The organism is Neisseria sp. MVDL19-042950 (assembly GCF_030504625.1).
Taxonomy (GTDB): domain Bacteria; phylum Pseudomonadota; class Gammaproteobacteria; order Burkholderiales; family Neisseriaceae; genus Neisseria.
In genome coordinates this window covers 1-5908 of sequence record NZ_JAUKWH010000022.1, presented here as the reverse complement: position 1 = coordinate 5908, position 5908 = coordinate 1, and the positions used below count along the sequence as shown (strand labels likewise).

Sequence of the window (5908 nt, the reverse complement as noted above, 5' to 3'; positions counted from 1 at the left end):
GGTATGTGCGGGTATAGTTCGGTTCTTCGCTGCTTCGGCGGTGTTTGAAACCGAATATTCATTATAACAGATTTTGCGTTAGGCAGTATTGTGGTTATGATGGTATTTGGAATGCTCTTTAACAGAACAGATTACCGATAAGTGTGAGTGCGATTGGGCCTCACACTGCGACAAAAACAGACAAGATAGATATCTTTGTCGGTTTCTTTGAAGCAGACCAGAAGTTAAAGTTAGAGATTGAACATAAGAGTTTGATCCTGGCTCAGATTGAACGCTGGCGGCATGCTTTACACATGCAAGTCGAACGGCAGCACGGAAGAGCTTGCTCTTTTGGTGGCGAGTGGCGAACGGGTGAGTAATACATCGGAACGTACCGAGTAGTGGGGGATAACTGTCCGAAAGGATGGCTAATACCGCATATACTCTGAGGAGGAAAGCAGGGGACCTTCGGGCCTTGCGCTATTTGAGCGGCCGATGTCTGATTAGCTAGTTGGTGGGGTAAAGGCCTACCAAGGCGACGATCAGTAGCGGGTCTGAGAGGATGATCCGCCACACTGGGACTGAGACACGGCCCAGACTCCTACGGGAGGCAGCAGTGGGGAATTTTGGACAATGGGGGGAACCCTGATCCAGCCATGCCGCGTGTCTGAAGAAGGCCTTCGGGTTGTAAAGGACTTTTGTCAGGGAAGAAAAGGTTGTGGTTAATACCCATGACTGATGACGGTACCTGAAGAATAAGCACCGGCTAACTACGTGCCAGCAGCCGCGGTAATACGTAGGGTGCGAGCGTTAATCGGAATTACTGGGCGTAAAGCGGGCGCAGACGGTTACTTAAGTCAGATGTGAAATCCCCGGGCTTAACCTGGGAACTGCGTTTGAAACTGGGTGACTAGAGTATGTCAGAGGGGGGTAGAATTCCACGTGTAGCAGTGAAATGCGTAGAGATGTGGAGGAATACCGATGGCGAAGGCAGCCCCCTGGGATGATACTGACGTTCATGCCCGAAAGCGTGGGTAGCAAACAGGATTAGATACCCTGGTAGTCCACGCCCTAAACGATGTCAATTAGCTGTTGGGGCACTTGATGCCTTAGTAGCGTAGCTAACGCGTGAAATTGACCGCCTGGGGAGTACGGTCGCAAGATTAAAACTCAAAGGAATTGACGGGGACCCGCACAAGCGGTGGATGATGTGGATTAATTCGATGCAACGCGAAGAACCTTACCTGGTCTTGACATGTACGGAATCCTCCAGAGACGGAGGAGTGCCTTCGGGAGCCGTAACACAGGTGCTGCATGGCTGTCGTCAGCTCGTGTCGTGAGATGTTGGGTTAAGTCCCGCAACGAGCGCAACCCTTGTCATTAGTTGCCATCATTAAGTTGGGCACTCTAATGAGACTGCCGGTGACAAGCCGGAGGAAGGTGGGGATGACGTCAAGTCCTCATGGCCCTTATGACCAGGGCTTCACACGTCATACAATGGTCGGTACAGAGGGTAGCCAAGCCGCGAGGTGGAGCCAATCCCAGAAAACCGATCGTAGTCCGGATTGCACTCTGCAACTCGAGTGCATGAAGTCGGAATCGCTAGTAATCGCAGGTCAGCATACTGCGGTGAATACGTTCCCGGGTCTTGTACACACCGCCCGTCACACCATGGGAGTGGGGGATACCAGAAGTAGGTAGGGTAACCGCAAGGAGCCCGCTTACCACGGTATGCTTCATGACTGGGGTGAAGTCGTAACAAGGTAGCCGTAGGGGAACCTGCGGCTGGATCACCTCCTTTCTAGAGAAAAAGAGGTTTGGTCGCATTCACACTTATCGGTAAACTGTGCATTGAAGATGCGAGACTGGTTGGGGGAATCCCGACGAAGTTGGAGTAATCTGGGTTTGTAGCTCAGCTGGTTAGAGCACACGCTTGATAAGCGTGGGGTCGGAGGTTCAAGTCCTCCCAGACCCACCAAGAGATTGGGGGCATAGCTCAGTTGGTAGAGCACCTGCTTTGCAAGCAGGGGGTCATCGGTTCGATCCCGTTTGCCTCCACCAAATACTTTGCAAATCAAAGTATTTTTATTTGCCTTTGTTTGTAGATGTAATAAGCATCGAAGCGAATGAAGGTAGAATAAAGAATAAGAATATTTTAATTTGTGCAGTTAGAGAGGGAAGAGTTTGATCATTCCTTTTTAAAAAACGCATCGATCTTTAACAAATTGGAAAGCCGAAATCAACAAACAAACGAAGCTAATCAGTGTTACAGCTGATTACAGAATTTGGGTGATGATTGTATCGGATTGGCTCTGGAAGACAAAAGGCAGAGTCAATCACACAACAAGCAGTAAGCTTTATCAAAGTAGAGGCCTTTAAGTTGCGAAGGTAGTCAACGCCGTAACAACGAAGTCAAAAAGGTACTTCAAATGATAGAGTCAAGTGAATAAGTGCATCAGGTGGATGCCTTGGCGATGATAGGCGACGAAGGACGTGTAAGCCTGCGAAAAGCATCGGGGAGCTGGCAATAAAGCTGTGATCCGGTGATGTCCGAATGGGGAAACCCACCGTATTCTGTACGGTATCGTTATCTGAATACATAGGATAAGCGAAGCGAACCCGGAGAACTGAACCATCTAAGTACCCGGAGGAAAAGAAATCAACCGAGATTCCGCAAGTAGTGGCGAGCGAACGCGGAGGAGCCTGTATATGATAGCTGTTGAGATAGAAGAACAAGCTGGGAAGCTTGGCCATAGTGGGTGATAGCCCCGTATTCGAAATTTCATCAGTGGTACTAGGTATACGACAAGTAGGGCGGGACACGTGGAATCCTGTCTGAATATGGGGGGACCATCCTCCAAGGCTAAATACTCATCATCGACCGATAGTGGACCAGTACCGTGAGGGAAAGGCGAAAAGAACCCCGGGAGGGGAGTGAAATAGAACCTGAAACCTGATGCATACAAACAGTGGGAGCCTATTAATTAGGTGACTGCGTACCTTTTGTATAATGGGTCAACGACTTACATTCAGTAGCGAGCTTAACCGGATAGGGGAGGCGTAGGGAAACCGAGTCTTAATAGGGCGAATAGTTGCTGGGTGTAGACCCGAAACCGAGTGATCTATCCATGGCCAGGATGAAGGTGCCGTAACAGGTACTGGAGGTCCGAACCCACGCATGTTGCAAAATGCGGGGATGAGCTGTGGATAGGGGTGAAAGGCTAAACAAACTCGGAGATAGCTGGTTCTCCCCGAAAACTATTTAGGTAGTGCCTCATGTATCACTTCCGGGGGTAAAGCACTGTTATGGCTAGGGGGTCATTGCGACTTACCAACCCATGGCAAACTAAGAATACCGGAAAGTGCAATCATGGGAGACAGACAGCGGGTGCTAACGTCCGTTGTCGAAAGGGAAACAACCCAGACCGCCAGCTAAGGTCCCAAATGATAGATTAAGTGGTAAACGAAGTGGGAAGGCCCAGACAGCCAGGATGTTGGCTTAGAAGCAGCCATCATTTAAAGAAAGCGTAATAGCTCACTGGTCGAGTCGTCCTGCGCGGAAGATGTAACGGGGCTCAAATCTATAACCGAAGCTGCGGATGCACCTAGTGCATGGTAGGGGAGCGTTCTGTAGGCCGATGAAGGTGACTTGAGAAGGTTGCTGGAGGTATCAGAAGTGCGAATGTTGACATGAGTAGCGATAAAGCGGGTGAAAAGCCCGCTCGCCGAAAGCCCAAGGTTTCCTACGCAACGTTCATCGGCGTAGGGTGAGTCGGCCCCTAAGGCGAGGCAGAAATGCGTAGTCGATGGGAAACGGGTTAATATTCCCGTACTTGATTCAAATGCGATGTGGGGACGGAGAAGGTTAGGTTAGCAAGCTGTTGGAATAGCTTGTTTAAGCCGGTAGGTGGAAGACTTAGGCAAATCCGGGTCTTCTTAACACCGAGAAGTGATGACGATTGTCTACGGACAAGAAGTAACCGATACCACGCTTCCAGGAAAAGCCACTAAGCTTCAGTTTGAATCGAACCGTACCGCAAACCGACACAGGTGGGCAGGATGAGAATTCTAAGGCGCTTGAGAGAACTCGGGAGAAGGAACTCGGCAAATTGATACCGTAACTTCGGGAGAAGGTATGCCCTTCGATGTGAAAGACTTGCTCTGTAAGCATTGGAGGGTCGCAGAGAATCGGTGGCTGCGACTGTTTATTAAAAACACAGCACTCTGCTAACACGAAAGTGGACGTATAGGGTGTGACGCCTGCCCGGTGCTGGAAGGTTAATTGAAGATGTGCAAGCATCGGATCGAAGCCCCAGTAAACGGCGGCCGTAACTATAACGGTCCTAAGGTAGCGAAATTCCTTGTCGGGTAAGTTCCGACCCGCACGAATGGCGTAACGATGGCCACACTGTCTCCTCCCGAGACTCAGCGAAGTTGAAATGGTTGTGAAGATGCAATCTCCCCGCTGCTAGACGGAAAGACCCCGTGAACCTTTACTGTAGCTTTGCATTGGACTTTGAAGGCACTTGTGTAGGATAGGTGGGAGGCTTGGAAGCAGAGACGCCAGTTTCTGTGGAGCCGTCCTTGAAATACCACCCTGGTGTCTTTGAGGTTCTAACCCAGGTCCGTAATCCGGATCGGGGACCGTGCATGGTAGGCAGTTTGACTGGGGCGGTCTCCTCCCAAAGAGTAACGGAGGAGTTCGAAGGTTACCTAGGTCCGGTCGGAAATCGGACTGATAGTGCAATGGCAAAAGGTAGCTTAACTGCGAGACCGACAAGTCGAGCAGGTGCGAAAGCAGGACATAGTGATCCGGTGGTTCTGTATGGAAGGGCCATCGCTCAACGGATAAAAGGTACTCCGGGGATAACAGGCTGATTCCGCCCAAGAGTTCATATCGACGGCGGAGTTTGGCACCTCGATGTCGGCTCATCACATCCTGGGGCTGTAGTCGGTCCCAAGGGTATGGCTGTTCGCCATTTAAAGTGGTACGTGAGCTGGGTTTAAAACGTCGTGAGACAGTTTGGTCCCTATCTGCAGTGGGCGTTGGAAGTTTGACGGGGGCTGCTCCTAGTACGAGAGGACCGGAGTGGACGAACCTCTGGTGTACCGGTTGTGACGCCAGTCGCATCGCCGGGTAGCTAAGTTCGGAAGAGATAAGCGCTGAAAGCATCTAAGCGCGAAACTCGCCTGAAGATGAGACTTCCCTTGCGGTTTAACCGCACTAAAGAGTCGTTCGAGACCAGGACGTTGATAGGTCGGGTGTGGAAGCGCAGCAATGCGTGAAGCTAACCGATACTAATTGCTCGTGAGGCTTGACTCTATCATTTGAAGGACTTTGCACCGTAGTGGGTGTGGAGGCTTCGAAAATAAAGCTTATATCAGTCTTGAAGACGATACCCATCACCGTTGATTGAAGAATAAAGAGAGGGGATGTATTTCCCTGACGGCTTTCCCGATTTGTACAGTTTACGTCTGGCGGCCATAGCGAGTTGGTCCCACGCCTTCCCATCCCGAACAGGACCGTGAAACGACTCAGCGCCGATGATAGTGTGGATACCCATGTGAAAGTAGGTCACTGCCAGACACCCATTACGAACCCCCGATACCGAATAGTATCGGGGGTTTTACATTGAGGAGAGGGATGTGGGGTTGTCGCGGGAGGGCGACAGTGGGGGTGTGGGGCGGCAGCGTTGCGCTAAAAATATTTGAGCGGGAAGGGAAATATGCTTATGATAGCGCGGCTGTTTCTGCGATGAGGCGACGTGTTCCGGATTAGTGCGGTTATACGACCTATCGCCTATCGTCGTGATGGTGGTTATTTACGGTAATGATATTATTTGAATCCATATTATGGAAGGGAAAACATGAAACGGTATGTATTGGCTCTGGTGGGTATGCTGGCTTCGGCGTGGTCGTTGGCGGCGGT

At 50.6% G+C, this 5908-nt stretch carries 2 tRNA genes and 3 rRNA genes; all 5 read left to right on the top strand.

Annotation, left to right across the window (positions count from 1 at the left end):
* The first annotated feature begins 239 nt into the window (after window positions 1-239).
* The 5 genes from Q0X97_RS11695 (at window position 240) to rrf (ending at window position 5566) form a co-directional block, all read left to right on the top strand.
* Window positions 240-1780: ribosomal RNA gene (locus tag Q0X97_RS11695) — 16S ribosomal RNA — on the top strand.
* A 100-nt stretch (window positions 1781-1880) separates the two neighbouring features.
* Window positions 1881-1957 (top strand) — tRNA-Ile (locus Q0X97_RS11690).
* A gap of 7 nt (window positions 1958-1964) precedes the next feature.
* Window positions 1965-2040: transfer RNA gene (locus tag Q0X97_RS11685), tRNA-Ala, on the top strand.
* A gap of 375 nt (window positions 2041-2415) precedes the next feature.
* Window positions 2416-5302: ribosomal RNA gene (locus Q0X97_RS11680) — 23S ribosomal RNA — on the top strand.
* 151 nt (window positions 5303-5453) lie between these two features.
* Window positions 5454-5566 (top strand): 5S ribosomal RNA (rrf, locus tag Q0X97_RS11675).
* The 16S, 23S and 5S rRNA genes sit together here with 2 tRNA genes alongside, the layout of an rRNA operon.
* Window positions 5567-5908: the final 342 nt, after the last annotated feature.